The sequence below is a fragment of the Ruegeria sp. C10 genome (assembly GCF_056537805.1).
Genome location: NZ_JBQFSC010000002.1, coordinates 13,975 through 38,436 on the forward strand (window position 1 = coordinate 13,975; position 24,462 = coordinate 38,436).

Consider the following 24,462-nt stretch of genomic DNA (forward strand, 5'->3'; position numbering starts at 1 on the left):
ATGTTGGATGAAACGGCTTTTGACCTGCGAAAATACCTTCGACGTAATTCGGCCTCGGTGACGGTGTGGATCGCACTGCTGGCTTTGATTCTGTTCGGGCTGATGCGCTATGACAACTTTGGCAGCGCCTACAATTTCTCGTCTTTCCTGAATTACAACGCGATGTTCATCGCGATTGCGCTGGGCATGTGTTTTGTGATCATGACCGGCGGGATTGATCTGTCGGTCGGATCCGTGGCGGCCTTTACCTCGGTTGTTGCGGCCTATCTCAGCCCGTATGGGATTCAGGTTGCGTTGCCGGGGGCCGTTCTTGCCGGGGTTGGTTTCGGGGCGATCAACGCCTTTTGCATAATCATCCTTCGGATCCCGCCCTTCATCGCCACGCTGGCCACCATGCTGGCCGCAAAAGGCGGCGCATTGGTGATTTCGGGCGCCCAGACAATTTCGGTCGATTGGGGGTCGAACTTCACCAAGCTTGGCATGGGGCAGGCGTTTGGCCTGTTTCCATGGGCAATCGTCATCGTGGCCGGACTGACTCTGGCACTTTGGCTGGTGCTGGAAAGAACAACCATCGGGCGGACCGTCTTGGCGATCGGTGGCAGCGAGGATGCCTCGAACCTCATGGGCCTGAAGGTCAATCGCGCCAAGGCTTTTGTCTACCTGCTGTCGGGTGGCTGTGCAGGGCTGGCCGGAGTCTTTCTGGCCTCGGGTTTTGGAGCTGGGCAACCCCTTGAAGGCATCGGATGGGAATTGTCAGCCATCGCTTCCGTGGTTGTAGGCGGCACTTTGTTGACGGGTGGGATGGGATCGATCCCTGCGACGGTCGCCGGCGCGCTGTTGCTGGGGCTGGTCTTCAACGTTCTAAACTTTGAAAACGGTCAGGGCACCATCAGTTTCAGTGCCTATTGGCAAATGGTCATACGTGGAGGCTTTCTATTTGCGGTCATCCTTTTACAGTCTCGGGTTATTGCCAGGCAGCAGAAGGTCTTAGGTTAATGAATCGCATAGAAAGTGTATCAGCGCGGCTGTTCAACGTTCCGCTCGCCGAAGTCCTAGTCGATGCCAAACATGGGGATCACACGTTTTTTCAATTGATCACGGTCACCATTCAAACCTCGGATGGGGTCGAGGGGGTCGGGTATACCTATACCGGGGGAAAGGGTGGTCACGCCATTCTGGCGATGATCAAGCATGACCTGGCACCGTTCCTTGTTGGACAAGACGCCGAACAGATCGAAAGCCTGTACGATGCCATGCAGTGGCACGTGCACTACGTGGCACGGGGCGGGATCGCCTCGTTTGCCATCTCGGCCGTGGATATTGCACTGTGGGATATTCGCGGCAGAACGCAGAATGCGCCATTGTGGCAGATGGCCGGTGGAGCGTCGAAAAGGTGCAAGGCCTATGCCGGCGGGATCGACCTGAATTTCTCGTTGGAGAAACTGCTGCGTCAGACCGAAGGTTACCTTGCGCGTGGGTTCAACGCAGTCAAGATCAAGGTCGGTCAACCAGACCTGGCCGACGATCTTGCACGTGCCCGGGCGGTGCGCGAGATGCTGGGGCCGGACCGGTTCTTCATGGTCGATGCGAATTACTCTATGAGCGTTGAACAGTCCATCGTGGCTGCCAGAGGGTTCGCCGATTGCGATATTCTGTGGTTCGAGGAACCGACTATTCCAGACGATTACAAAGGTTATGGTCGGATTGTCGAAGCGACGGGTATTCCCCTTGCCATGGGTGAAAACCTGCACACCATACACGAATTTGAATACGCCTTTGATGACGCGAAACTGAGTTTTATCCAGCCCGATGCCTCAAACTGCGGTGGAATCACCGGCTGGCTGCGCGTGGCCGCGCTAAGCGCACAGCACGGCATTCCGGTTTGCAGTCATGGGATGCAGGAGCTGCACGTCAGCCTTGTTTCTGCGCAACCCAACGCAGGCTGGCTAGAAGTACACTCATTCCCGATAGACCAGTACACGACCCGTCCACTAGTTGTCGAAGACTGTCTGGCCGTGGCCCCGGATACCCCGGGAACCGGAGTGGAATTCGACTGGGACAAATTGAATGCGGAACACAAGGAGATGCATAGATGACGACCCAGACGATCACTGCCGCATACTACAGGGGCGATAAGAGCTTTGCAGTAGAGCAAGCCCAAGCGACAGATCCGGGTCCCGGCGAGGCTGCCATTCGTGTTGCCTATTGTGGGATTTGCGGGACGGATATGCACGTCTACCACGGCAACATGGATGCCCGCGTCGGCCTGAACCGGGTGATTGGGCATGAGATGTCAGGTGTGGTCGAAGCGGTGGGCGAGGGCGTCGATACGGTCGAACCCGGCCAGAAGGTCGTTGTCCGACCGCTTGATCATTGCGGAGGATGCCCAGCTTGCAAGCGGGGGCATCAGCATATCTGTCAGAATCTCAAGTTTCTCGGCCTCGACACCGATGGCGCAATGCAAGAGATCTGGAGTGTTCCGGCCCACACGTTGCACGTTCTGCCGGATGACTTGCGCATGGATCACGCGGCGCTGATCGAGCCGGTTGCCGTTGCCTGCCACGATGTGCGGCTGTCTGACCTGCAACCTGGAGAGGACGTTGTCGTTATCGGCGGCGGCCCGATTGGCATCCTGGTTGCCATGGTTGCGCGGGACGCGGGTGGAAATGTCGTGATTTCCGAAGTGAATCCGAACCGTCTTGCGATTGCTGAAAAACTTGGCTTTGACACGATCAACCCAATCGAAACCGATCTGGTGTCCACAATCAACGCGCGCACGGGCGACAAAGGGGCAGATGTGGTTTTCGAGGTGTCAGGAACGCAGCCCGGTGTCGATGCAATGACCGCCGTTGCCGCGACTCGGGCCCGGATCGTAATGGTCGCGATCCATGCTCAAAAGCCCCAGATCGACCTGTTCCAGTTCTTCTGGCGAGAGCTGCGACTGATCGGTGCTCGGGTCTATGAGCCAGAGGATTACGAGAAAGCCATTGCAGTTGTCGCTTCGGGCGGAGTGGACGCGGATGTTGTGATCACGGACGTCAGCCCTCTGGCAGACATCCAGGCCGCGTTCGAAGCACTGGATCGCAGCCCAACCGCAATGAAAAGCCTGATCGAAGTAGGACCGCGTTCATGAGTGTTTTGCAAAGTTTCGACCTGACGGGAAAGACGGCCCTTGTGACCGGGTGCAAACGCGGTATCGGGCGCGGTATGGCCGAAGCATTGGCATCGGCTGGAGCCAATATCATCGGAGTGTCCGCCTCGCTCGAGCTGTCTGGCTCGGATGTCGAAAAAGCCGTGACGGCGATGGGACGCAATTTCCGGGCCTACCAATGCGACTTTTCGGATCGCGCCGCGCTGCATGGGTTCATTGATCAGTTGAGGGCCGACGGACAAACCCCTGATATACTTGTCAACAATGCCGGCACGATCAAACGCAAACCCGCCGCCGAACACCCGGACGACTGGTGGGACGAAGTGATGGAGGTAAACCTGTCCTCGCAGTTCGTTCTGTCACGCGAGATCGGCAAGGACATGCTGGCGCGCGGCTCGGGGAAGATCATTTTCACGGCATCGCTGCTTACTTTTCAGGGCGGCATCACCGTTCCGGGCTATGCGGCCTCGAAAGGCGGGATTGGACAGCTGACCAAAGCCCTGGCCAACGAATGGGCCGGGCAGGGCGTAAACGTGAATGCGATCGCGCCTGGCTACATCGCGACCGACAACACCCAAGCCCTGCGGGATGATCCGGTCCGGTCGAAGTCGATCCTGGAACGAACACCCCAAGGCCGTTGGGGTACGCCTGTTGATTTTGCGGGACCGGTGGTCTTTCTGGCCTCCGCTGCGTCGGACTTCGTCAACGGTGAAATCCTTGTAGTCGACGGGGGCTGGATGGGGCGTTAGCACTGCCAACGCTCCATGTGATCCAAGGCATCACGTCCCGATGTAGTGCACCTTCAATCGGCGTGCCTTGGGTGCTTCCCGATGTTCGAACAGGTACAGGCTTTGTACGCGACCCAGCGGAAGCTGCCCCTGTTCGACCGGGATCGATACCTGAGTTTGCGTCAACAGCGCCCGCAGATGCGATGGAGCGTTGTCGTCCTCGGTCGGGCGGTGGTGATACTTGCCTGGTGACTTGGGTACGAGTTTCTCGAAGAACGTCTCGATATCCTTGAGCACATCGGGATCGGCATTGGCCTGCACCAATAGCGCGGCACCGGTGTGGACGCACCAAAGGGTCAACAGGCCCGAGACAAATTCGTGTTCGGACACCGCACGCTGCACGATCCCGCTGATGTCTATGAGGGATTTGCCCGACGTTTCAATGGACAGGTCAAAAAACTCTTGCTTCATCCAGCAGGCCCTTTCCTTGATTTCACGCGAACGCGCCCAGCTTTCTACACCCCATTTGGCATTCAGCAATGGGGATCAAACTTTTGATTTTGAACGCATATTGACTGCACGTTCATGCAAACAGGCTTTTGAACCTGTCCACACACAGACGAAAACCATCTTCGAAATTCCCGTTGCCGGGGTGATAAACGCTTTCGAAAGAAATGACGCCATCATAGCCGTCGGATCTGAGTGCGTCCGCGATGGGTTGGAACAATGGCGCAAGCTGACCTTCCCCCATGCGGCGCACTTCCAGTGTTGCCCGCGGCGTGTCGACCTTTACGTCCTTGATATGAATGTGACCCAGATAGCCGCCGCGCAGTTCTTCATAACCGTCCGGGTATGCCAGTTCATGGCACCAGCAGTTGTTTCCGGGGTCCCACAGCACTTTCAAAGAGTCTTTGGCGTCCAACTCGTCAATCAGCTTTCGGGCTGTATAGTTGGAATTGACCAGCGTGCCGTTTCCGGTTTCCACGACAAGCGTCACGCCCTCAGCTCTTGCCAGTTCAACCGCCGGCGCGATCAGCGGCGGCATCGAGTCCCATACCCCATGCGCTACGTTCCACTTCTCGGCGCCGTTTTTTCCCCACAGTATCTGCTCTTTTCGTTGAGTCATGATCCGAACCAGCGGAGACCCAACAACATGCGCCATGTCGATTACGCGTTTCAAGGCGTCCATATGCCGAGTGTGCAGGTCGTCGCCGGGCCTGTTGGCAGCTGTCATCCCCGCAAAGATATGGCGCGACAGACATGACACAGGCTTGCCCCGGTCGCGCAAAAGCGCGTCGAGCTCGGCAATTTGCTGCGGGGAATGATCCCCGACCTCCGCATCGCCAACGAATTGAAGCTCTGCATAGTCCAGGCCGTACTCGTCCATCACGTCCACGGCATGCCGCAGATCGCTGGAAATGCCGTCGCAAATTACACCCAATTTCATGTCCGGTCCCCTCAGCGATGCAATTCTGCGTCAACGATTTCTTCGATGACGCGAGTACACACCCAGTTGTCACCATTCGGGTATTTGGTTTTTCCTGCGTGAAAGATCTGCATAGCGGATGATGCTGTGTGCATTGGAACGCCCAACGCACCGGCGAGTGCCAGCGAGATCGTCAGATCCTTGTGCATGGTTGCGATATGGCTGCCGGTGGCCTCGAACTTGCGATCAATGATGTTTTCAAGGGCGGAATTCACGACGCCGCACCCCGCGCTGGATGAGGAGAACACATCAAGTAATGCCTGACCGCTGACACCGGCTTTGGCCGCCAGGGCCGCAGCCTCGAATGTGGCGGAAAAGATCGATCCGATCAGGGATTGCAGGCAGGCTTTCACGGTTTGCCCGTCGCCAGCGTTTTCTCCGACCCGATGAATGGTTGCCGATACTGCCTGCATGACTTCGGCGTTTCGGTCCAGCGCATCCGCAGCACCGGCAGCCATCATCGTCAATGTGCCGTTCTGCGCGCCGGGAAACCCACCTGAGACCGGCGTGTCGATTAAGTTAATCCCCGAGCCTTCCATATCCTGCCCGATGGCGCGGGCTTCGGCCGGGGTAATGGTCGCCGACAGGATGACCGTTCCGCCTTTGGCCATGTTCGCAACCAGCCCGTTTTCACCCAGAATGACATCGCGGGCCTGATCTCCGTTCATTACCATGACAAACACACTGGCGGCGTGTTGACCGACCCGTCCCACGCTGTCCTTGGGCCGGCCACCCATGTCAGCAAATGCCGTCATACGCGTCTCGCTCAGGTCGAAACCTGATGTTTCGAAGCCATTCTTGATCAGGTTCTTGGCAAGGCCGCTGCCCATGTCGCCAAGACCTATTACGCCTGCAGTATTCATTTGGGCTCCTCCCGATATTTCGCCGTTGCCGTATGGCAGGCGTTTCGAAAAATGATGCCTAATCGCATCGGTTTTCGCGGGAGTTTCACGCGTCTTGAACAGACGTCGGGCGAGTCCGGAAGACACCCCGCTGCCCGTTTACGTACCGTAATTAAACGAAGAATGCGGCGCTCAGGCAAGCAAAGAAGTGTTGCGGGCGAAAAGAAACCGCCTGATCCGACGCATTACGAGAACGCCGCCATGATGCCGCGCAGTTCCGCAAGCCCGCGCATACGCCCGATCAACGGATAGCCGGGAGTACTGTGTCCGCCCAGATCGCTCAGCAGTTCTTGTCCGTGGTCGGGCCGCATCGGAATTTGCCAGTCGCAACGCCCTTGGGATTTGCGGCGGCGCTGTTCGTTCATCAGTTCGCGAATTGTGCCGACCATGTCGGTGTCGCCCTCCAGATGCGAGGCCTCATAGAAGTCCGGTTTCTGGCTGTCTGATCCGGCGATGCGTTTGGTATTCCGCAGATGGACAAAGTGAATTCGGTCGCCATGCCTGCGCACGAAGTCCGGCCCATCAAATTCGGGGGAAACTCCCAGCGATCCGGTACACAATGTTGCGCCGTTCGCCAACAAATCAACCGCATCCAGAACGGCGCCGTAGTCATCGGTACTGGACATGATCCGCGGCAGACCAAGCAACGAGAACGGCGGATCATCTGGATGACAGCACAAGCGTAGTTCCAGTTCTTGGGCGACTGGGGCGACTTCTGACAGGAAGTCGATCAGGTTTGCGCGAAGCCGGTCACGGTCGATATGTGCATAGGTCTGCAACAAAGCGCGCACGTCCTGCACGCTCCACTGATCGTTGGCGCCGGGCAACCCCGCTGTGACATTATGCTGCAACTGGGCCTTGGATTTATCCGACATGCGCAAGAAGCGATCCTTGGCCGTTTGCTGGACGTCGCTGGAATAGTCTTCGGACGCGCCCGGACGTTCAAGAATATGTATGTCGAAAACAGCAAAATCGGTCAGGTCGAACAGCATGGCCGTTCCGCCGTGCGGCTGCGGTGCGCGAAGGGCGGTGCGCGTCCAATCCAGGATTGGCATGAAGTTGTAGCAAACGACTTTGATGCCACGGGCGGACAGGGACCTGAGGCTGGACTTATACGCCTGCAGATGTTCAGCCATGTCTGCGGACTGTGTTTTGATCGCCTCGGAGACGGGCAGGCTTTCGACAACGTCCCAACTGTACCCGGCAGTAGCCAGAACTGCTTGCCGATCGGCGATGCTTGGTTCATCCCAGGGCTGTCCCGGCGGGATGTGATGCAGCGCGGTGACGATGCCCTGAACCCCGACTTGATGGAGAGCGGCAAGGGCGATCGGATCATCGGGTCCGAACCAACGCCAGCATTGTTTCATGGCAGCCATCCTTCATACAGCGGGTGATCGGACCCGATGGGAAGAGCAACGCGCTGCCCGGTGCGCGCCGCGTGATAAATCGCTGTCACAAGGCCGATGGATGCAGCGCCATCCTTCAGCGTAACGGCCGAATTTGCCTCGGACCGCAGCGCCCTGCTGACTTCGGTAAAGAACCCTTCGAAACCTGTTGGCTCGTCAGTGGCGGCTGCAAGGGCCTCGTCGATAGCGGCTTGATTCACAGGGTCTCGCGCGACGAATGTCCAGGGCGTTTGACCCGGGGCATAGGGTTCGGTGCCAGAGGTGGCGGTCACCTTTTCAAAGACGAACCGCAGGCGGGTTTCGTCCGTGGCGGCGCCCAAGGTGATATTGCTTGTGCACAAAGCACCGGAAGTCATGCCAAAACAGATCGCGGCGCAGTCTTCGGTCTCGATCGGGTTGACCCGCGTTGTCGCCATTGCAGACACCCAGGCGATATCACCCGCAATATGAGTCAGCAGATCATGGTTGTGGATGGCATGGCCCAGCACTGCGCCGCCGCGTTCACCGGCCCATGTTCCTCGCCACGGCACTGCGTAATAGTCAGCCCCTCGGGACCAATGAGTTTCAAGCGCGGCAGTTTGGACCGCTCCGGTCAGGCCTGCGCGTTGCAAGTGGCGCAATTGGGCAAGTGACGGGCCCCACCGGTATTGAAACACCGGAAACACCTGCTTGCCCGCGTTGCGTGTGGCTGCCGTGATCCGATCCACATCTTGCATCGAGGTCGCAAGAGGCTTTTCGCAGACAACGTGTTTTCCTGCGGCCAGTGCCGCAAGGGTGGTCGGTACATGCAGATGGGGCGGCAGGCAGATGTCGATGACATCAATCGCCGGATCATCCAGAGCGTCCTGAATGTTGGTTAGTGCTCGAAAATCCGAGTTCTGCCGTATCTGTTCGATCCGGTCCGTATTCTGGTCGACCACGGCGGCTACGCGAAAGGTGCGGTCAAGCCGTTCCAGAGCGTCCAGATGTTGCGCACCGATACCAGCGCCAAGGATCGCAACGTTGATCATCTGCGTTCCGCCATTTCCTGCGCGTGCAGTGCCAGCTCCATGACCGTAAAGCAGTGGGTCTGTGTCATCGCGGTTTCGGTCCGGTTGCGGATGTCATCGGCCAGGCGCGCGAAGTAGGGAAGGCCGGCGTCGGCTGCGTCGATCTTTTGGCAGGTTTCACCATTGACGAGGATCAGATGGTCTGTCCCTGAGGCCCCACCCACATCGACGTATTTCCGCAACTCGATATATCCTTCGGTTCCGAGGATCGTCAGACGACCATCCCCCCAGTTTGGCAAGGCATCCGGCGTGAACCAGTCAACCCGGATGTACCCGGTGCCATTCTCGCTTCTTAGATTGAGTTCTCCGAAATCCTGCAATCCGGGATCTTTGGGGTTTGCGTAGTTCGCCACATAAGCGTTCGTGATTTCTGCGGTTTTCGAACCTGTGTAATGCAAGAACTGATCGATTTGATGCGAGGCGATGTCGGTCAGAATGCCGCCATAGCGGTCACGCTGAAAAAACCAATCCGGCCGGGTTGCCCGGTTCAATCGGTGCGGGCCAAGCCCAACCGTCTGGATCACGCGCCCGATGGCACCGGACTCGACCAACTCGGTCGCCCGGGTGCTGACGGGCGTTTCAAATCGTTCGGAAAAATTCACCGACCAGATTCGACCGGTGTCGGCGACAGCTCGCTTGATCTGGTCGAGTTGCTCGAACGTCGTGCAGCCCGGCTTGTCGCTCATGACATCCATGCCGTTTTGCATGGCGCGGATCGTCAACGCGACCCTATCTGCCGGTATTGCCGAAATCAGCGCCAGATCCGCCCCACAGGTTAGGGCGTCTTCCAGTCGGGCCAGCCGCGGAATATCGGGAAACCTTTTGACGTAGCCCGGTAGCGTTTCCGGATCGCCTTGTGTCCAGTAGCCAACGCAGTCCACGCCGATTTTACGCATGTTTTCCGTCATGCCATAGATATGGCGGTGGTCCAGGCCAAGGGCGACGCAGGTCAGGCTCATGAGATGACTCGTGTTTTCTGGCCGGTTCGATTGGCGATCTGCATCGCGTCTATGACGGCGTGGGTCAAAAGGGCACTGCGTCCGGTGGCCATGGGCAGCGTGCCATCGGCAACAGCCTTGGCAAAATCCTCGATGACCGCCTGATGCCAAGCATGGGTGAACGCCATGGGATCGGCCCCTCCGCCTGTGGCGGACGTTTCGCCAACCGTGGATTTATCACCATCGAAAGTCGTTAAGGTCAGGACACCTGACTCCAGATGCGCTTTGGCGCGTGTGCCTTGGATGGTAATGGACTCAGCGGCCCCGGGATATTCGGCAGTAGTCGCCATCATAGTGCCCACGGCGCCTCTATCCGTTTCAAAGACTGCACCTGCCCAATCCTCAGCTTCGAGATCGTGTAACGGAGTTTTTCTCATCATGGCTTGAATGTCCGAGATCGGCCCCAGCAGCCACATCGCAAGATCAAGCGTGTGGATTGCCTGCGAGATCATGACACCGCCTCCGTCGCGCGCATAAGTGCCGCGACCCGGCTCGTCATAGTAGCTCTGATCGCGCCACCAGGGGACACGGATCTCCACCGTGGCGATCGCGCCCAGCTCACCCTGTTCAATGGCTGATTTCAGCGCCTGCGAGGCGGCGCGGGCGCGGTGCTGAAAGGTTATGCCCAGCGGCACACCGGATACCTCGCACTGCTCGACGATGGCTGTCGCGGCGCCCAGCGTTCTCTCGATGGGCTTTTCCATCAGGATCGGTTTCGAAGCGCTCGAAAGAACCCGAACCAACTCTGAGCGCTGATCGGGCGGTGTTGCGATGATCGCAAAGTCGACGTTTGGGTCGTCTGCGATTTCCTCGATCGAGCCGAATGCGCGGGTGCCGTTTCGCCGCGCGAACTCAGCTGCTTTTTCAGAGTTGCGCCCGAGGACGCCGGCAAGACTGAGGCCTTGATCCGATGCTTGAATGGCAGCGACATGCGTACGCGAAACCATCCCCAAACCAATCAGCGCAATATTCATTCATTCCCCCGGATCACTCGGTCAGTCTGCGGGTTCGAACGGGAAAGATGCAACCATTAAAAACTGTGTTAACAATTGCGGGCAGCAGTATCGGAGGCAGAATTGACTGGCAATTTGAATGGCATGGCAGAAAACCTGTACTTGGGCATCAAGGACCTGCCAATCGTGTCTCCGCATGGTCACTGCGATCCGGGGTGGTTTGCAACCGATGAGCCGTTTCCCAACCCGGCAGAGCTGCTTGTGGTTCCCGACCATTACGTGTTCCGTATGCTCTATTCGCAGGGCGTTCCTTTGTCCGAACTTGGCGTTGGGGAAGAGGGGCGAAAGAAGGATCCCCGCGCCGTTTTTCGCACCTTTGCCAAACACTGGCATCTGTTTCTGGGAACGCCATCCCGGATCTGGATGAGCTACGTGCTGCACGAAACGCTGGGCGTGTCTGAGGCGTTGTCTTCTCGCACGGCTGACCTGATTTATGATGAGATCTCAGAAAAGCTGACGCGACCCGAATTTCGTCCGAGGGCTTTGTTCGACAGGTTTGGGATCGAGGTTCTGGCGACCACGGATTCCGCTCTTGACGCACTCGTGGAGCATCGGGAGATCCGTACAAGCGGTTGGGGCGGGCGGGTTGTTCCGACGTTCCGCCCAGACGGGGTTTTGGATGGGGCGGACCCGGAGTTCGTACAGAACCTGAACAAGTTGGCCGAGCTGACAGGCTGCGATCTGGACAGCTATGATGGCTACCTCAACGCGCTGCGAATGCGGCGGGCTTATTTCATCCAGCTGGGATGTACTGCCACCGACCACGGTATCGAACGCGTAAAGACCGAGTGGCTGGACGACCCGGAAGCGCTGTACCAGCGGCTGAGACGGCGGGAAGGTACCGAACAGGATGCTCGCCGGTTCTATGGGCATATGCTGATCGAAATGGCGCAGATGTCTGTCGATGATGGCCTGACAATGCAGATACATGCTGGCAGCAAGCGCAACACGAACCACGCGGTACTGCGAGACTTCGGACGGGACAAGGGGGCCGACATTCCAATCGCGATGGATTGGGCCACGGGCCTTGAGGCGCTATTGAACCGGGTCGGTAACTCGGCAGAACTGCGCATCATACTTTTCACATTGGACGAAAGCACCTATGCCCGTGAATTGGCCCCGATGGCGGGACATTGGCCGTGCCTTAGGATCGGGCCGCCTTGGTGGTTCCACGACAGCCCAGCCGGGATTGCGCGGTATTTCGATCAGGTCGTTGAAACGGCCGGATATTACAATCTGGCCGGATTCAATGACGACACGCGGGCTTTTCTGTCCATTCCTGCACGTCACGACCTGTGGCGACGGGGTGTGGCGTTTCATCTGGCGGAGCAGGTTGCGCGCGGCTATTTCGGTCGGGACAGTGCCGAGCATCTGGCGAGATTGCTGGCGGCCGATCTGGCGAAACAGGTTTACGGGTTGCAAAGCTAGATGGGTACAATTCTTCACTTCGGTCTTGGAAACTTCGCCCGGGCGCATTTGCTGGACTACACCGATCAAGCGGGCGGATGGGACGTTGTCGGCGTCAGTCTGCGTTCATCCTCGGTTCGGGATGGATTGGCCCGACAGGGTTTCGAGTACGATTTGTGCGTACAGGGGCAGGGAGTCCGGCGCATCAAAGCTCTGCGTGACGTTCTGGTCGCGCCCAAGGATCGCGCAGAGATATTCGATGTGATGGCGGATGCCGAGATCATTTCGGCAACCGTTACCGAGAAAGGTTATCACTTGGACGCCGCGGGCAAGCTGAACCTTCAGGATCCAGCGATTGCCGCCGATCTGGCAGGGCAAGGGCCTGCGACGCTGATCGGGTTTTTAGCTTATGGCCTTGCGGAACGGCGCAAGCCAGTAACGGTACTAAGTTGTGACAATCGCATGGAAAACGGCAAGACGCTCGAAACGGCAGTTGCCGATTTTGCGGAAGCAGCCGGTCTGGACGTGAATTGGGACTCTGTTTGCTTTCCCAACGCGATGGTCGACCGGATCACCCCGGCTACCACGGACGCCGTTCGCGCAATCAGCGGCGATCCTATGGCTGTTCCGACCGAGGCGTTCTCGGAGTGGGTGATCGAAGACAGTTTCGCCGGTCCGCACCCGGATTGGCCGGGTGTGCAACTGGTCGAAGACGTAGCCCCGCACGAGATGCGAAAGCTGCGCATGCTGAACGGTGCCCATTCCCTGTTGGCTTATGCCGGGTTGGAGCGGGGCCTGACCTACGTCCACGAAGCGGTTCGAGACCCGGTTTTGCGCCCGCTGGTTTCTGAGTTGATGAAGGATGCGGGCGCAACGCTGCCCGCTGCACTGCAAGCACAGGTTCCGGATTATGCCGAGGCTTTGTTGCGCCGCTTTGAAAACCCCGAGCTGGCGCACCGTCTGGACCAAATCGCGATGGATGGCAGCCAGAAGCTGCCGTATCGGTTTGTTCCCACACTCCGTGAGACCGGCTCTCAGGCGGTGATTGCAGGGATGCGGGCCTGGATCTCCTATTGCATGTCCGAGATCGCAAAGGGCAGGGCGCTGAACGATCCTTGCGCGTCGGAAATTGCCAAGGCCGTCAAGCAGCCGGACCCGGTAGCGCCGCTTTTGGGTCTCGTTGGGGCTGAGGATCTCGCGCCACTTATCCGGGAATGATCGCGCCGCGGAATTGAACAACGGTGGAAGCCAAATTGTGTCCAGCCATCAGGGCGTCGGCCTGTGATTTCCCCATCAGCAAGGCCGCGAGGTACCCACCGTTGAAACTGTCGCCCGCCGCTGTCGTATCCAGCACGTTTTTGGCAGGTTCATAGGTTTGGTCAGTGTTCTGACCGATGGACAAAGGGCCATTCTCTCCGCGTTTCAACGCACCGACACCGTGATGATCGGCAAAGCGTGCAGCCACCTGGTCCGCGCTTTCCCCGAACAATGCCATCTCGTCGTCAATGGACGGCAGGGCAATGTCTGCACGTTGCCAAAGCCGTTGGTTAATCTGCCGAGCGTGTTGGACGCTGTCCCAAAGAAGCGGACGAAAGTTGCTGTCATATACCAACCGAACGGAAGAGCCTTCGAGCCAGTCCAGAAGCGCAAGCCTGACTGCATGCGGAAGAATCGCCACGGAAATCCCTGACAAGTACAGCACGTCGTAACCGTTCAGCGGGCTGAAGTCGTGATCGGCAAAAAGCTGACGGGCGGCCGCCTCGCTGCGCCAATAGGTAAAGCTGCGTTCACCGTCCGCAGATGTAGTGATCGCGTATAGTCCCGGAGAGGCGCTCGGAATGATGCGGATGCCGGATGTTCCGATGTCATGACTGGCGATGAAGTCCACGATACGCCTTGAGAACGGATCGTCGCCTAGACATGTCACATACTCCACCTGCAGGTCATGCGCGGCACGGTGCATGTAGATGGCCGTGTTCAGCGTATCCCCCGCGACGCCCACCTTCGCGCCGGTTTCCAGCATGGACAATTCGATCATTGCTTCGCCGATGCAGGCAATTCGCGTCATTTCTTTTCTCTTTTCCAGATGATGAGACCGGCAGCCATGATCAGCGCAGCCCCCGCCAACGTGAATGCGTCCGGTACCGTGTCAAAGAACAGATAACCCCAGATTGCCACGTAGATTAGGAACGAATAGGTGAATGGCATCAACTGGTTCGCCGTTCCAAACCGATGCGCGTTCGTCAGCAGCTGATGCCCGCACCAGCCAAACACACCAAGGCCGATCAGTACAATCAGGCTCCACGTGTTTTCTGGCTGGACCCAAAACCAGATGGCGAACGGCAACAGGACCACCGTACCGGTAAGCCCGAGGTAGAATTGCATAGTGTCAACGGCAACAACCCCGGACAGCCTGCGCGTCATAATCGAGTACAAAGCCAAAGCGGTGGCATTGTATACGATCAGCAGCATGGTCGGATGAAAGGCCGAACCAAACGGCCGTACGACAACCAACACCCCCAGAAAGCCCAGGATGATAGCCGCCCAACGCCATGGGCCCACGCTTTCTTTCAATACAAAGACGGACAGAAAGCACACGATGACCGGGCTTGAGAACATGATTGCCGACACAACGGTCAGTGGCAAAAACCGTAGGGCATAAAAATTGAAAACGGTCGCCGAGATCAGCAGCAAGGCCCGGCTTATCACCTGCCATGGATGGTCAGTCTTGAACCGACCAGCCTCTATCCCGCCCTTGGCGATCACGCCCACTGAGATCGCGAAGTGCCCCGCATAGCGCATGAACGCCAACTGAAATGCTGGCACTCCGGCCAACGCCAACCACTTGGCCCCAAGGTCAACCAACGAAAAGAACAGCCACGCCATCAGCATCAGCACAATGCCAAGGCGCGGCAGGTCAGCGGTGGGGTTGGCGGAGACGGCCATCGATCAGGTGTTGAAACGCTTGACGTAGTAGTCAACCATCTGGCTTACCATGTCATCCGCCTGACCGTGGTCGCGGGCGTCATTCAGCGCCGAAAGCGCGCCCTGCGACATCACGCTGGTAACGCCCGCCTCGCGCGCCATTCGGTCATAATACCCGAGGTCTTTTGCCGCGTTCTTGATGGCAAAGGCCAGCTGATTTGGGTCGCTCTCAACGCCATAGGCTTTGACGAAATCCATCATTCCGGAATGCAGCGGCCCTGCGGCCATCACATCATACAGCTGCTTTCGGTCAACACCGGTGATGTCAGCCATGGCAAAGGCTTCGGCCATCGCGTTCGCAACGGTCATTCCGAAGAAGTTGTTGATCAGCTTGATCGTGTGTCCGGACCCAACGGGGCCAAGGTAAAAAACGTTTTCGCCCAAATCTTTCAGTATCGGCTCGGCCTTGTCAAAGGCAGCCTTGTCACCAGATGTCATGATGTTGAGCTTGCCTTCCAGCGCGTGTGAAGGTGTCCGGCCAAGCGGTGCATCAAGATAGCTTCCGTCGGCTGCAGCAACCTCCTCGGCCAAGGCGCGTGTGCTGCCAGGAAGCGAGGTGCCAAAGTCGATGACAATCGCGCCGGACTTCAATCCCGCAATCACTCCATCTGCACCGTGCATTCGGCTCTCGACCTGTTCGGAGGTGCCCATGCACAGCATCACGATGTCGCTGGCCTGAGCCAGTTCTTGGGCGTTTTGCATCTCGCGGGCGCCTCGGTCAATCGCGGCGTCCAGGTACGTGCGGTCGCGGTTTCCCAATACAGCGACCGAATATCCTTGGTCCAACAGTCGGCTCACCATGGCTCCGCCCATTAGTCCTAAGCCGATAAACCCGATTGATGGTTTGCTCATTGGTTTCCCTTTCCGTGAATGTGTCTGGTTTTTATTCTTGTGTTTGTTGCGGGCGGCTTTGCTTTTTTAATGCTCATATTGCCCGGTGGATAATCATTGGTTTTTGGGTGGTCCGGCATTTGGCCGGGCCGCATGTCCATCAGGCCGGCGCCCGCGCTCGGGTCGTTCGCGCCTTTAGCCCCTGTTCAATCCGTGATGTGACCTCGAGCGTTCGGGCTGCATCCTCGACGTCAATCAGTGGAGGAGCGCCATCGATCACGTCAAGGAAGTGATCCAGCTGCACCTCTAGCGGTGCGCGTTGTTGTTCCGGTCGTGTAAGTTGGTCTTTTTGGGCCGCAGTGCCCCAATCCTGTCCGCGCCACAGGGTCATGGAGGGAAAACTCACAGCGCCACTGGTTCCCGTGATCCAGATCATGTCCTGATGGGTCGTGCCGATGTTCGGGTTTTCGCCGGTTCCGGCCTCAAACCCCCAGGGGCTGGGTGCGGTATCGGCAAAGCTGATAGTGCCCGTCGCGCCGTTTTCGAATGCGATCGCGACAGCCCCGCTTTCGATCCTATCCGACCCGCGGATGGGCGCTCCGGGCAGGGCGACGACATCCGAGATTTCTCCGATCACAAAGCGCAGGACATCGATATCATGCACCAGATTGATCATGACTGGGCTGCCATCGGAAGTCCGCCAGTTCTGTTCAAAATAGCTGTCGGGTTTGCGCATGGCCCACAGCAACGAGACATTGATGACTTGTCCGATCGTACCTTGCGCGATCACCTCCTTCAGGTGTTGCAAGATTGTATGATACCGCCGATGGTGGCCTACAAGACTGCGGACATTGGCCTGGCGAACGGCCGTCTTCAGGCGCAGTGCATCATCGACCGACGCGGCAACCGGCTTTTCGATCAGCATGTGCCAACCGCGGGATGCGGCCAGAATGCCATGTTCGGCATGCAGGCGGGTCGGAGTGGCGATGATGACGCCATCTACCGGGTCCTGCACCTCGTCCATACTAGCAAAACGCGGCGCGTCGATCTGGATCGAGCCATCTGGATCGGCCAACCCGACCAACATGCAGCCGGGATGCTCAATCACGGCGCGGACGTGGCGGATACCGATTAATCCGCCGCCGGCTACAAGGATCCGTTTCACATCACCGCTCCGATTTGCCAGGGAACAAATTCGTAGTCACCCAAGCCCTGCGCCTCGGACTTGGTCCGCGCGCCAGAGGCGACTTGGAGCAGCCGTCGGTATATTTCCTGTCCTTTTTCTTCGACGCTGGCGCCTTTGCTCAGAATGTCGCCCGCATCCACGTCCATGTCCTCGGGCATGCGTGCTGCCAATTCAGAGTTGGTAGCGATTTTCAGCGTGGGTGCCGGTTTGGACCCAAATGCAGAGCCGCGTCCCGTGGTGAAGCACACAAGGTTGCACCCAGCCGCGATCTGACCGGTCACCGAGGCCGGGTCATATCCGGGGCTGTCCATGAAGGTGAAGCCTTTGGCGGTGATGGGTTCGGCGTATCTGAATACACCGGTCAAAGGGGTGGTGCCGCCCTTCGCCGCTGCCCCCAGCGACTTCTCTAGGATGGTCGTCAGACCCCCTTGCTTGTTGCCGGGGCTTGGGTTGTTGTCCATCGAACCGTGATTGCGAGCGGTATAGTCCTGCCACCAATCGATCAGTCCGATCAGTTTTTCCCCAGTTGTGCGACTAAGGGCGCGGCGGGTCAAAAGGTGTTCGGCTCCGTAAATTTCGGGTGTTTCCGCAAGGACACCTGTGCCGCCTTGCGCAACCAACAGGTCGCAGGCATGTCCGAGCGCCGGGTTCGCGGTCACGCCGGACCAAGCGTCCGAGCCACCGCATTGCAGCGCAACCATCAGTTCGGACGCCGGGGCTTCGCTGCGCCTCGCCTCGTTGGCAATGGGAAGCATCTGGTTGATCTTGTTGATGCCCATTTCCACGGTCCGACGCAATCCGGCGACGTTCTGGATGTTCATCGTTTGGAAGGTGGGACTTTGCTTCAGCCCATACGCGTCCAGCAGCCAGTCGATCTGGTTCATCTCGCAGCCCAGACCGACCATCAGAACGGCAGCGTGGTTGGGGTGTTTTGCAAACCCCCACATGACCCGTTGAAGGGCTTCGAAACCGTCGCCGGAATCGGCCATTCCGCAGCCTGTTCCATGGACAAAGGCCACCACGCCGTCGATGTTCGGAAACTTGGCCAGCTTGTCCGGCGTGAAGTGATTGGCGATCATGCGGGCCGCAGTCGCCGAACAGTTCACTGTGGTCAGAACCGCGATGTAATTGCGTGTGCCGACCCGACCGCTGTCCCGGTGGTAGCCCATGAATGTATCGACCGAGGTGGCAGGTTTGGTGGGCCTGTGATCCGTCGCAAACTCGTAGTCCACACTGGTGTTCCGGAACTCGACATTGTGGGTGTGCACATGGTCGCCGGGTTCGATCGGTTGGGTGGCGTAGCCGATGATCTGGGCGTACTTTCTGACCGGATCGCCGAGTGCAAGATTCCGTGTGGCGACCTTGTGCCCCGAGGGGATGCGTGCATTGGTCGTGATATCCTCGACCATACTGCCGGCCTCCAGGTGCCGAGTTGCAACCACCACGCTATCTGTTCGATCTAAACGTACAAAAGTCATAATCAGCTTTCCTGGCGGCAGCAGCTAGGCGCAGAACGGTGAGTCCGATGTCCACCGGTGAATATCTATATGCGGCTTGCCGGACAGTCTTGCTCGAGCCGCCTCCCAATTGGACTTGCAGACGCGCCAATCTCGCAGCTCGGTTTCGGGGCGCGATCTGGACCTCGCGATGAAGCTGGGGAAATGATCTCGACCGGTCGGCTGGCCTGCCGCGCTAAAGCGGATGTCGAACGACCAGCGGAACCGGTCCGTTTTATTGATCAGCGAAGCGTGTGGCGTCAAAGGGTGAAACAGGATGATCCCGCCGGCCTTGACAGGAAGGGGCACGGCGCGGCCTTCATCAATGAACCCGTCGGCAATGCCTGTCTGCGTCCGGGCACAATGTGGCAGGATAGATTGGTCTTGTGCCATTGGCAGCACTTGCAGGCAGCCGTTTTCGACGGTTGCATCGTTGACGGCAATCCACACCGTGACCATGTCGGTCTGATCAGCATCCTCCAGCGCAACCGCTCGGTCCTGATGCCAGTCCGTTGCGGTGATGTGCGCGCGCACCTCGTCCTTGGACAGCTTCAGGGCAGGGGGCTTCAGCCGAACGTGCTGGATTGGATTGCTCACCAACTCTGGCCCGATCAGCTGCTCGACGATGTCAAGCATGGGACGGGCCGTCAGCAAGTCGAACACCGCGGGCCCAATATGGAACGGTGTGTCCGCCATGATCCGATCGCCGGGCAGCGAGATGTCCAGCGGCTGGAAATAGTCGCATCCGGCCTGATAGGCGGACAGAAGTTTGTCCCAGAAGGTCATTCCGGACGGCTCGTCCTTGACCAGCCCTTTTTCGTACCAACAGTCATAGAGCCGGTTCAGGACATCCGAGTATTCCGCTTGCACCCGACCCAGGACATCGCCGGGAATTACATCCTCAACCACGAGGTATCCATCGGTCTGGAACTTGCCAATCTGATCTTGTGTCAGCATGGGTGCAACCTCACAACAGCAGCGCGATGATGCCCGGCCAGATCAGAAGAACGGAAAGTGCCAGCAACTGGATCCCGATGAATGGCAGGAAGCCGCGGAAGATATCCGTTAGGCTGATATGCGGCGGGGCCACCGACTTCAGGTAGAACGCGGCCGGGCCGAAAGGGGGCGAGAGGAAGCTGACCTGCATGTTCATACAGAACACGACGCCGAACCAGATGGCGACATGACTCGGCTCCAACTGGCCAAAGACTCCGATTTCCTCGATAGGAAGGCGCAGGACGATCGGCAGAAAGACCGGAATGATCAACAGTACGATGCCGACCCAATCCATGAATGCGCCCATGAACAGCAAGATCAGCATCATTACCAGAATGACCAACATGGTCGGCAGCTCCTGGCCGACGATCAGGTCGGCCACGTATTGGGGCCCGCCAGCAATGGTGTAGGCACCCGCCAGCGCGGCGGCCCCGATCGTAACCCAGATGATGGTGCCTGTGGATTTTAGTGTCCGCATCAAGCTGTCCCAAACCAGCTCGAACGACCCTTCGCCCCGTAGGATGGCGATGATCAGGACGGCGAAGGCGCCCATACCAGCAGCCTCGGTGATGCCTGTGATCCCGCCATAGATCGAGCCGAGCACGACGCCGATTACAACCAGCGGCGCGACGAGACCCTTGCCCATTTCCCAACCGATTTTTGCGCGCTGTCTGCCAAAGACGAAGAAAATCAGCAGAAGGGCGACGATCGTGATACCGGCAAACCAGGGCAGGTAGTCAGCTGTCCCCAATCGCGCTGGTTCGCCCTGGCTGGCAGCGTTTGAGCCTGACAGCTCGAAAAAAGCGGCCCGAATAAACAGAACGGTGGAAAATCCGGCGACGACGATGCTCATGAAGGCACCAAACAGTTTGCGTTTCTCGGCTGGTTCGGGGTCGTTCGGGTCCGGTTCCGGCAGCGGAGCGTGATGAGGATTCAACCGCGTGCGGATGATGATGTACAGGATGATCATCGAGGCCAGCATGAAGCCGGGAATGAAAGACGCGGTGAACAGTGACTTGATCGAGGTTTCGGTGATCAGCCCGTAGATGATCAGAACGATCGAAGGAGGGATCATGGTGCCCAGCGACCCAGAGGCGCAGATGACGCCGATCGCGAGATTCTGATCGTAGCCCAGGCGCAGCATCTGGGGCAGAGCGATAAGGCCCAGCAGGACAACCTCACCGCCGATGATGCCGGACATGGCTGCCATGATCACCGCCATGATCGAAGTCACGATCGCGATGCCGCCGCGTGTTCTGGACAGCCAGACATTCAGCGACGAATACATGTCGCGCGCGATCCCGGACCGCTCTAGCAGCGACGCCATGAAGATAAACAATGGCACGGATATGAGCACGTAGTCCGTTAAGAGCCCGTATATCTTCTGCGCCAGGATATAGAGCGGCCCAGTCCCTGGCCGACCGGTGAGAATCCCGTCGCCGAATGAAAACGGGTTTAAAAGCAGTGTCGGTTCGAACTTGAGCACAAGAACCAGAACCGCAAGCGAAGCCGAGGCCAGACCCAAGGGCATCCCGATCGCCAGAAGCACAATCAGGGCGACCATCAGGATGAGTGAGATTGTTCCAATGTCCATCAGTCTTGTCCCACCGCCCGTTTGATCATTTCAATTTCGTCTTCGTCCGGTTCATCTGTGTGGATTTCCGGTTCTTTGTTCCAATCCGCGACCAGGTTCAAAATTGCTTGCATTGCGACGAGCGTAATCACGATCAGCACCATCGGCTGCAACGTCGCCGGGATCGGCGGATTGAAGGCAGAGCCATAAAGCTCCCATTTGTAGAGCTTGTTGACGAACACCTGTTTGTAGCTGCCGTAGACAAGAAAGAAGGCAAATAGCACGATCAGTATAGTCGAAACCGTATCAAAAACGCGCTGAAGCCAACGTGGAACTGCGTCGTACATCAGGAATATTCGAATGTGACTGCGTTGCTGCATGGCGTAGTAGCCAGACATCAAGAACACAAAACTGGCGAACCAGAGTGTCATTTCGTTCGCCCACTCGGTCGGCTTCTCCAGTATGTAGCGCATGAAGACTTCGTAGAGCATGACGACAGTCATGATTGCGATCATCATCATCGTCACTCGACCTATGAACAGGGCGAAACGGTCCATTACCGTCGAGCCTTCGAACTCCATCGTCGCCGGGCGTACGGTCTTGGTACCAATCACTGCAAGAAACGGTAGAAGGACGAGCGCGGCCATGTCGATGATGTCGACATACCCCCCGAATACGCCAGACAATTCGGGCGTAACGTCGCTGCGAAGATATATTTCAGTTACCTGACTTTTGAGGGATTCAGAGGTGTAAGGCAGCCAGTCCAATAGGAATGCGGGAAGATGCCAAACAAGCCAGCTGGCTGTTGCGACGAAGGCCAACGGTATGAGCCATTCAATTAGTCCGCCTGAGTTCTTGTGCATCGCGTAACCCTCGTCCTTATCCTTCGATCCTGTAGTGATCGATAAAGTCTCGGTCCGGCTCGACACCCAATCCGGGGCCAGTCGGGATCATGACTCGGCCGTTGTTGGCCTTGACCTGATTTTGAATTTCCAGCGGTTCGGTCAGCAGATCGTCCCGAAACTTGTTGTCCGTTGTGTCGAACTCCAGCATCGGCTCCCATGGATGCAAGCCGCCTGGAATTGCGGGCATGGCCGCTAGTAAATGCAGATTAGTTGCGACGGCGATGGCGCTACCCCAGACGTGATTTACGACCGGAGTGAAATGTGCGTGGCATAGAGACAGTACCCTGAGATACTCTGAAACACCGCCCAAAGCACAAACCTCTGGCTGCGCGATATCGATGCCACGGTTTTCAAGAAGATTGCGCCATGCCCAGCGATTGAATACCGCTTCTCCGCCCGAGATGTTTACTTTAAGCGAAGTGCGCAGTTCGCGGTATCCGTCAATGTCTTCTGGCGCGACCGGTTCTTCGAACCAATATGCGTCCAGTTCTTCCAGCGCCCGACCGACAAAGAACGCGTCTGAAGTCGTATAGGCATGGTTTGCATCGACCATAAAAGGAAAGTCGTCACCAACTCCGCGTCGAACTGCTTCGCACAGCTTCACATCAGGCTTCGGGCCAAAGCCCGTTTTCATTTTGGTGGCGGTAAATCCCATTGCCTTGATCTTTGCGGCTTCATCCTCAAAACGGCTTGCAAGACTAGATATCGGTTCATCCCGGAGCATCATGCCGTAGCCGTAGCAAGGAACGCTTGCGCGATGAGCCCCGCCGACAAGCTTGTGGAGGGGGAGGCCAGAAATTTTGCCGGCGATGTCCCAAAGTGCGATGTCCACCCCGGACAAAGCCTGTATTGGCATTCCGCTTTGGCCATGGTCTCGCAAAAGATTGTACACCTTGTGCCAGATCACGTCTTTGTCCAAAGGGTCCATGCCAAGGACCATTGGTTGGATTACCTTTTCCACGATGGATTTGTTCGCAATGGCTACGTTTCCGGGACCAAAGCACTCCCCCCAACCGGTTACCCCTTCATCTGTCTGAATCTCGACCAGATGGGTTGTACGCTTGTCATAATACTGTTGCGAGTAGCCCAGAACTTCCGGCATGTCGTACTGCAGTACATGACTTATTATTCTGGTGATTTTCATGAAGTTCTGGATCCCGGCGCCGATCCGGAGAGGCCGCAAGTGCGGCCTTTCCGTGTGTCGTAGTTCGATCGAAGCCTGATTATTGCATTGCGCCCAGGTCACGCAGGAAGTTGATGTGGCTTTCCAAAAGTGCCTGTGCTTCAGGTGTCGTTGCGAACTCAGTCCAACCGACCTGAACGGCCGCGCGATACGCTGCCAGGTCTTCAGGCGACCATTCGTACAACTGAACACCTTTTGCCTTCAGGTCTTTTGCAGTCTGAGCGTTCTGCACCTCATTGATTGTGGCATTGTGCAATGCCAGGCTATCCATTGCGACTTCCATGATCTTCTTGTGATGCGCGGGCATCGCTTCCCAGACGTCTTTGCGACAAGCTAGGTGATCTGCAGGCATCGAGTGGAAACCGGGATAGTTTGTGTGACCTGCGATTTCGTACAGACCGAGGCCCACATTGTTCGTCAGGTTCGCAGCATCCGCACCATCAATGATGCCGGTTTCCAAAGCCGTGAAAATTTCGTTGAAATCCATCACGATCGGAGAAGCACCAAGTTCCGCAAAAACCTTGGTAGCAAGGCCTGGAGGCGAGCGGAACTTCCAATCTTTGAAGTCTTCCACTTTTGCAATCGGCTTGGTCGAAGACAGCGACTCTGGCCCGGGAATCCACCATCCGATGAATTCCATGTCGTAGCCGTTGTATAGATCATTTACGGCTTCTCTTCCGCCGCCATGAAGAAGCCAAGCCATTTGCTGATATGGGTTCTGATATCCGCCGAGCAGGTCGCCCGCAAACTGGAAGGCCGGGTTTTTACCGGTCTGATAGCCGCCGCCCGTCATGTCGCAATCCAGAATTCCTGTAGCTGCGGCATCGAAGGTTTCAACTGATTTGACCACCGAAGAGGAATAGAACATTTCAACTTCGATTTCGCCGTTCGACATTTCCTGAATGTCTTCAACGAATTTTGCAGCCATCTGGCCTGACAGAGTTTCGGGCGAAAAATGGGTTTGAATTCTAAGCTTCGTTGTTTCAGCCATCGCGAAACCGGCTGCCATTGTCGTGGCTACGGCCGCCAGGGCCGCTGTCTTGACTATTTTCATATTGTCCTCCCAGACGTTGAGCGTGCGCGGTGTGGAAGATCTTGCCGCCTCCTTTGCTGTCGCGCAGGTAAACGTTAAGCCGAAGAATCGAATGCAACAAGAAAAAATTGAAA

22 protein-coding genes and 1 pseudogene are annotated in these 24,462 nt (G+C 57.5%); 6 read left to right on the forward strand and 17 right to left on the reverse strand.

The annotated features are described in order from the left end of the window. From ACR0DE_RS08445 to ACR0DE_RS08460, 4 genes are read left to right on the forward strand one after another with little or no spacing between them, the layout of a single operon-like run. On the forward strand, positions 1–996 hold the full coding sequence (locus tag ACR0DE_RS08445) for an ABC transporter permease (RefSeq protein WP_170403549.1): 996 nt from the start codon (positions 1–3) through the stop codon (positions 994–996). Beyond that, complete coding sequence (locus tag ACR0DE_RS08450; RefSeq protein ID WP_480752617.1) at positions 996–2,096, forward strand: mandelate racemase/muconate lactonizing enzyme family protein; 1,101 nt, start codon at positions 996–998, stop codon at positions 2,094–2,096. The genes ACR0DE_RS08445 and ACR0DE_RS08450 overlap by 1 nt, the downstream gene beginning before the upstream one ends. Further along, entirely contained in the window at positions 2,093–3,133 is a 1,041-nt protein-coding gene (locus ACR0DE_RS08455; protein ID WP_480752619.1) for a zinc-dependent alcohol dehydrogenase, read from the forward strand. The genes ACR0DE_RS08450 and ACR0DE_RS08455 overlap by 4 nt, the downstream gene beginning before the upstream one ends. Next, positions 3,130–3,900, forward strand: a complete 771-nt coding sequence (locus tag ACR0DE_RS08460) for an SDR family oxidoreductase (protein ID WP_170396139.1) — start codon at positions 3,130–3,132, stop codon at positions 3,898–3,900. Before ACR0DE_RS08455 ends, ACR0DE_RS08460 begins: the two co-directional genes overlap by 4 nt. 30 nt (positions 3,901–3,930) lie before the next feature. Here the strand turns inward: ACR0DE_RS08460 and ACR0DE_RS08465 are convergent, their stop codons facing one another. The 7 genes from ACR0DE_RS08465 to ACR0DE_RS08495 all read right to left on the reverse strand — a co-directional run bounded on the left by ACR0DE_RS08465 (position 3,931) and on the right by ACR0DE_RS08495 (position 10,694). Further along, positions 3,931–4,350: a secondary thiamine-phosphate synthase enzyme YjbQ gene (locus ACR0DE_RS08465; protein ID WP_480752621.1), complete on the reverse strand. Its 420-nt coding sequence runs from the start codon at positions 4,348–4,350 to the stop codon at positions 3,931–3,933. Positions 4,351–4,462: 112 nt separating this feature from the next. Further along, positions 4,463–5,326: a sugar phosphate isomerase/epimerase family protein gene (locus ACR0DE_RS08470; RefSeq protein WP_480752623.1), complete on the reverse strand. Its 864-nt coding sequence runs from the start codon at positions 5,324–5,326 to the stop codon at positions 4,463–4,465. Positions 5,327–5,337: 11 nt separating this feature from the next. Then, positions 5,338–6,228 carry an NAD(P)-dependent oxidoreductase gene (locus ACR0DE_RS08475; RefSeq protein WP_480752625.1) on the reverse strand — a complete coding sequence of 297 codons (891 nt, stop codon included), beginning with the start codon at positions 6,226–6,228 and terminating at the stop codon, positions 5,338–5,340. Positions 6,229–6,452: 224 nt separating this feature from the next. Beyond that, on the reverse strand, positions 6,453–7,634 hold the full coding sequence (uxuA, locus tag ACR0DE_RS08480) for a mannonate dehydratase (protein ID WP_480752627.1): 1,182 nt from the start codon (positions 7,632–7,634) through the stop codon (positions 6,453–6,455). Then, complete coding sequence (locus tag ACR0DE_RS08485) at positions 7,631–8,683, reverse strand: Gfo/Idh/MocA family protein (protein WP_480752629.1); 1,053 nt, start codon at positions 8,681–8,683, stop codon at positions 7,631–7,633. Before ACR0DE_RS08485 ends, uxuA begins: the two co-directional genes overlap by 4 nt. Then, the gene (locus ACR0DE_RS08490) at positions 8,680–9,681 is read right to left on the reverse strand and encodes a Gfo/Idh/MocA family protein (RefSeq protein ID WP_170626574.1); all 1,002 of its coding nucleotides are present in this window, start codon (positions 9,679–9,681) and stop codon (positions 8,680–8,682) included. The genes ACR0DE_RS08485 and ACR0DE_RS08490 overlap by 4 nt, the downstream gene beginning before the upstream one ends. After that, positions 9,678–10,694, reverse strand: coding sequence for a Gfo/Idh/MocA family protein (locus ACR0DE_RS08495; protein ID WP_480752632.1), 1,017 nt, complete (start codon positions 10,692–10,694; stop codon positions 9,678–9,680). Before ACR0DE_RS08495 ends, ACR0DE_RS08490 begins: the two co-directional genes overlap by 4 nt. 123 nt (positions 10,695–10,817) lie before the next feature. On the opposite strand from ACR0DE_RS08495, the gene uxaC reads away from it, so the two are divergent. Beyond that, positions 10,818–12,161 carry a glucuronate isomerase gene (uxaC, locus tag ACR0DE_RS08500; RefSeq protein WP_480753767.1) on the forward strand — a complete coding sequence of 448 codons (1,344 nt, stop codon included), beginning with the start codon at positions 10,818–10,820 and terminating at the stop codon, positions 12,159–12,161. Continuing rightward, entirely contained in the window at positions 12,162–13,358 is a 1,197-nt protein-coding gene (locus ACR0DE_RS08505; protein WP_480752634.1) for a mannitol dehydrogenase family protein, read from the forward strand. On the opposite strand, the gene ACR0DE_RS08510 is transcribed toward ACR0DE_RS08505, so the two are convergent. The 10 genes and pseudogenes from ACR0DE_RS08510 to ACR0DE_RS08555 form a co-directional block, all read right to left on the reverse strand. After that, positions 13,345–14,208 (reverse strand): sugar kinase, encoded by an 864-nt coding sequence (locus tag ACR0DE_RS08510; protein WP_480752636.1) that lies wholly within the window; start codon positions 14,206–14,208, stop codon positions 13,345–13,347. The two genes, ACR0DE_RS08505 and ACR0DE_RS08510, sit on opposite strands and share 14 nt — an antisense overlap. Further along, the gene (locus ACR0DE_RS08515; RefSeq protein ID WP_480752638.1) at positions 14,205–15,086 is read right to left on the reverse strand and encodes a DMT family transporter; all 882 of its coding nucleotides are present in this window, start codon (positions 15,084–15,086) and stop codon (positions 14,205–14,207) included. The genes ACR0DE_RS08510 and ACR0DE_RS08515 overlap by 4 nt, the downstream gene beginning before the upstream one ends. A 3-nt stretch (positions 15,087–15,089) precedes the next feature. After that, positions 15,090–16,010, reverse strand: a pseudogene (locus tag ACR0DE_RS08520) (NAD(P)-dependent oxidoreductase); the annotation flags it as partial. A gap of 106 nt (positions 16,011–16,116) precedes the next feature. After that, a complete protein-coding gene (locus ACR0DE_RS08525; protein ID WP_170733458.1) occupies positions 16,117–17,121 on the reverse strand; it encodes a Gfo/Idh/MocA family protein in 1,005 nt (334 codons plus the stop codon). Beyond that, positions 17,118–18,620: a UxaA family hydrolase gene (locus ACR0DE_RS08530; RefSeq protein WP_480752639.1), complete on the reverse strand. Its 1,503-nt coding sequence runs from the start codon at positions 18,618–18,620 to the stop codon at positions 17,118–17,120. Before ACR0DE_RS08530 ends, ACR0DE_RS08525 begins: the two co-directional genes overlap by 4 nt. Positions 18,621–18,644: 24 nt before the next feature. Next, positions 18,645–19,595, reverse strand: coding sequence for a phytanoyl-CoA dioxygenase family protein (locus tag ACR0DE_RS08535; protein ID WP_170817988.1), 951 nt, complete (start codon positions 19,593–19,595; stop codon positions 18,645–18,647). Positions 19,596–19,605: 10 nt separating this feature from the next. Continuing rightward, entirely contained in the window at positions 19,606–21,228 is a 1,623-nt protein-coding gene (locus ACR0DE_RS08540) for a TRAP transporter large permease (RefSeq protein ID WP_170403499.1), read from the reverse strand. Beyond that, positions 21,228–22,070, reverse strand: coding sequence for a TRAP transporter small permease subunit (locus ACR0DE_RS08545; RefSeq protein ID WP_255612041.1), 843 nt, complete (start codon positions 22,068–22,070; stop codon positions 21,228–21,230). Before ACR0DE_RS08545 ends, ACR0DE_RS08540 begins: the two co-directional genes overlap by 1 nt. 16 nt (positions 22,071–22,086) lie before the next feature. Continuing rightward, positions 22,087–23,256, reverse strand: a complete 1,170-nt coding sequence (locus ACR0DE_RS08550) for a mandelate racemase/muconate lactonizing enzyme family protein (RefSeq protein ID WP_480752641.1) — start codon at positions 23,254–23,256, stop codon at positions 22,087–22,089. Between the two features lie 79 nt (positions 23,257–23,335). Further along, positions 23,336–24,349 (reverse strand): TRAP transporter substrate-binding protein, encoded by a 1,014-nt coding sequence (locus ACR0DE_RS08555; RefSeq protein ID WP_170396175.1) that lies wholly within the window; start codon positions 24,347–24,349, stop codon positions 23,336–23,338. Positions 24,350–24,462 lie beyond the last annotated feature (113 nt).